The following is a 3251-nucleotide window of genomic DNA, read 5'->3' on the forward strand; positions in this document are numbered from 1 at the left end:
ACCAGCTTGCAAATGATTGTCCTTTCCTTCATTTCTCTCCTATTACGAAGATTTTAAACAGGTTCTAATGTTTATGTATATAATGTTAGATAATTTCGTGAGGGAAAGTGTATGATTTTGACAAAACTTCAAGATATTGAGAAAAAACTAAATAAATCAATAAGGAGCAGGTCGATAGTAAAATCGCCTGTGTATGTTAATAACCTGGTTGAAGATATTAAAGAAAGTCAGGAGCTAGTTGGAAAGGATCATAATCAAAAAGAAGAAATAATCAGAAAGCTTTGGAGTATCTATTAATCGCTTACAATAGAACATGCTATTATTGAAGAGGATTGTTGGGATAGCTTGAAACACTCTTTAGCTAACAATGAGCCTTTGAGTGACAAGTGTAATAAGTATAATATTGAAGTAGCTTATAAAAACTTAAACATAGTGGTAGAAGCTTTAAAGCTACTTGATAATGGTAACGATGGTAGAAGAGACGAACTCAATCAAGCTATGTCACTTCAGAAAAAAATGAAAGAAGTGCGAGAAAAAATGCAACAGCAGCAACTGCCACAAAGTGCAACGAATCAGGGTAATGATGTAAATAAATATCCTGACGATGCTAATGAAAACGAATACAGTAAATTAGAAGAAGAAGCTAAAACCAAATTTAGTAAGTACATAGAAAACGATACTATTGATGGAGTATCAATTGGAAAGTATAAGGATGGTGATCTGTGTGCAATAATTAAACTACAAGATAATAACAATGAAAACGCGAGTATTAAAATAAGTGAGTTTTTAAATAGTAAATTCTTCACAGAAAACAACATTGCTGGTTTCTCAATATTAAATGGTAGTCAGAGAGAAGTTATAAAAGGCCACATAGATGATAAAAGAGTAAGGTACTATGATTTAGGTACCACAGCTCAATATGGAATAAAGTTTGATTGGTATGTAGGTGAAAAAAAATGTAGCATTACATTAAGTGCTAATGGCGATGGCAGTATTAAAATAGTGGGTGATAGACCAGCTGATGGAGATTTGGAAAAAAATAAAGATGTAAAGATTAAAGTTGGTGATCGTTGTCTAAGCCTTGCTAATGCAGTAAAAACATGCAAACAGAATAGCCAGCAAAGGAATGAAAATTTGAGTAAAGTGAGTAGCAAATTTGACCAATCATTAGTTAGTCAGGGTGCGGAACGCATCAATAGTCGTACGTAAAAAACCTAATGCGCTATTTTCTTATAGAAGAAAGAAGTTCCTATATACATAAATAATTGCCCTGATAACACTTAAAATGTAAAATAGTTTCACTAATTAAGCATAGTGGGCCATAAATGAACAACATAAGAAATTTTGCAATAATAGCGCATATAGACCACGGTAAGTCAACGCTTGCTGACCGTTTAATAGAGGAATGTAACGGCCTTGAAGCAAGAGAAATGATCAATCAAATACTCGATTCAATGGATATAGAGCGTGAACGTGGCATTACAATTAAAGCACAGACGGTAAAACTTAATTATACGGCAAACGACGGTAATCAATATTGCCTAAATCTCATGGACACCCCAGGTCACGTTGACTTTTCTTACGAGGTAAGTCGAAGCTTAGCCGCATGTGAAGGTTCACTTTTAGTGGTGGATAGTAGCCAGGGCGTTGAAGCACAAACCCTTGCAAATGTATATAAAGCTATTGACAACAACCATGAAATAATAGTTGTGCTCAATAAAGTTGATCTTCCTGCTGCAGATCCAGAAGGGGTAAAACTCCAGGTTGAGGAAATAATCGGTATTGATGCAAGTGAGTCGGTTTTAATATCAGCAAAAACTGGACTTGGAATAAAAGATGTACTGGAAGCAATAGTAGCAAAACTTCCAGCTCCTCAAGGTGATGTAAATGCTCCATTGCAAGCAATTTTGGTTGATAGTTGGTATGACACTTACTTAGGAGTAGTAATTTTAGTGCGAGTTAAAAATGGAGTGCTAAAAAAAGGCATGAAAATTGTTATGATGTCTAATAATGCTACATATCAGATAGATAATATCGGTATTTTCACCCCTAAAAAAGTTATGACGAGTGAGCTTTCAGCGGGTGAAGTTGGTTTTATAACTGCTTCAATGAAGGAAGTAGCAGACTGCAAGGTAGGAGACACTATCACTGAGGAAAAGAGACCTTGTAGTGAAGCACTTCCTGGATTTAAAGAAGTGCATCCTGTGGTATTTTGTAGCATTTTCCCTCACAAAACGGATGATTTTAAATATCTAAGGGAAGCTCTAGAGAAGTTACATTTAAATGATGCAAGTTTTACCTTCGAAGCTGAAACTTCAAATGCACTAGGCTATGGATTTCGTTGTGGTTTTTTGGGAATGTTGCATCTTGAAGTTATTCAAGAAAGGCTCGAGAGAGAATTTGATTTAGACCTAACAGCAACTGCACCGAGTGTTATATATAGGGTTACAACACGAAGTGGTGAAATTTTGAATATTCATAACCCAAGTGATATGCCAGATCCAACGAAAATTGAAATTGTGGAAGAACCATGGATTACCGCAACCATAATGGTCCCTGACCAATACTTGGGAGAGATTCTATCTCTATGTGAAGAAAGGAGGGGAGAACAGGAGGATTTATCTTACATTGGTAACACAACAACAGCATTGTTAAGATATAAATTACCACTGTCTGAAGTTGTTTTTGACTTTTATGATCGATTAAAATCAATTTCCAAAGGATATGCAAGTTTGGATTGGGAAATTTCCAGCTATCTGGTAAGCCAAATAGATAAATTAAGCTTTTTAATTAATGGAGAGCCCGTAGATGCACTGGCTTGTATCGTTCACAAAAGTAGGGCAGAAAAAAGAGGGCGTGAAATATGCGCACGCTTGAAGGATCTAATACCACGTCAGCAATACAAAATCGCGATTCAAGCGGCAGTGGGCGGAAAAATTATTGCCAGAGAAACGATTAACCCATACAGAAAAGATGTAACAGCTAAACTCTATGGTGGAGATGTAACGCGAAGAATGAAACTACTTGAAAAGCAAAAGAAGGGTAAAAAAAGGTTACATTCTATAGGGAACGTAAATATTCCACAGAATGCTTTTATTCAAGCTTTGAAGATAAGTGATCGATCTTAAAAGACTTCTTGTATAGTTTTTGGCAACAACCGTTAGAACCTGTTTAAAATCTTCGTAATAGGAGAGAAATGAAGGAAAGGACAATCATTTGCAAGCTGGTGTTGAGTTTACGTTCGCAATTTT

The 3251-nt window shown here is 35.7% G+C and carries 3 protein-coding genes; all 3 read left to right on the forward strand.

What is annotated here, in order from left to right; all coding sequences use genetic code 11:
* Positions 1–111: 111 nt before the first annotated feature.
* Positions 112–297, forward strand: coding sequence for a hypothetical protein (locus OZD63_RS03660; protein WP_182320209.1), 186 nt, complete (start codon positions 112–114; stop codon positions 295–297).
* Between the two features lie 48 nt (positions 298–345).
* Positions 346–1209 carry a hypothetical protein gene (locus OZD63_RS03665; protein ID WP_275008145.1) on the forward strand — a complete coding sequence of 288 codons (864 nt, stop codon included), beginning with the start codon at positions 346–348 and terminating at the stop codon, positions 1207–1209.
* A 116-nt stretch (positions 1210–1325) separates the two neighbouring features.
* Positions 1326–3128 carry a translation elongation factor 4 gene (lepA, locus tag OZD63_RS03670; protein WP_275008147.1) on the forward strand — a complete coding sequence of 601 codons (1803 nt, stop codon included), beginning with the start codon at positions 1326–1328 and terminating at the stop codon, positions 3126–3128.
* Positions 3129–3251 lie beyond the last annotated feature (123 nt).

This window comes from Wolbachia endosymbiont of Drosophila leontia (genome assembly GCF_028981785.1).
In the GTDB taxonomy this organism is placed as follows: domain Bacteria; phylum Pseudomonadota; class Alphaproteobacteria; order Rickettsiales; family Anaplasmataceae; genus Wolbachia; species Wolbachia pipientis.

What these genes read in the sequence shown, in the direction of transcription:
- lepA (WP_275008147.1), top strand. Translation starts at nt 1,326, where the DNA reads ATGAACAACATAAGAAATTTTGCAATAATAGCGCATATAGACCACGGT.
- OZD63_RS03660 (WP_182320209.1), top strand. Translation starts at nt 112, where the DNA reads ATGATTTTGACAAAACTTCAAGATATTGAGAAAAAACTAAATAAATCA.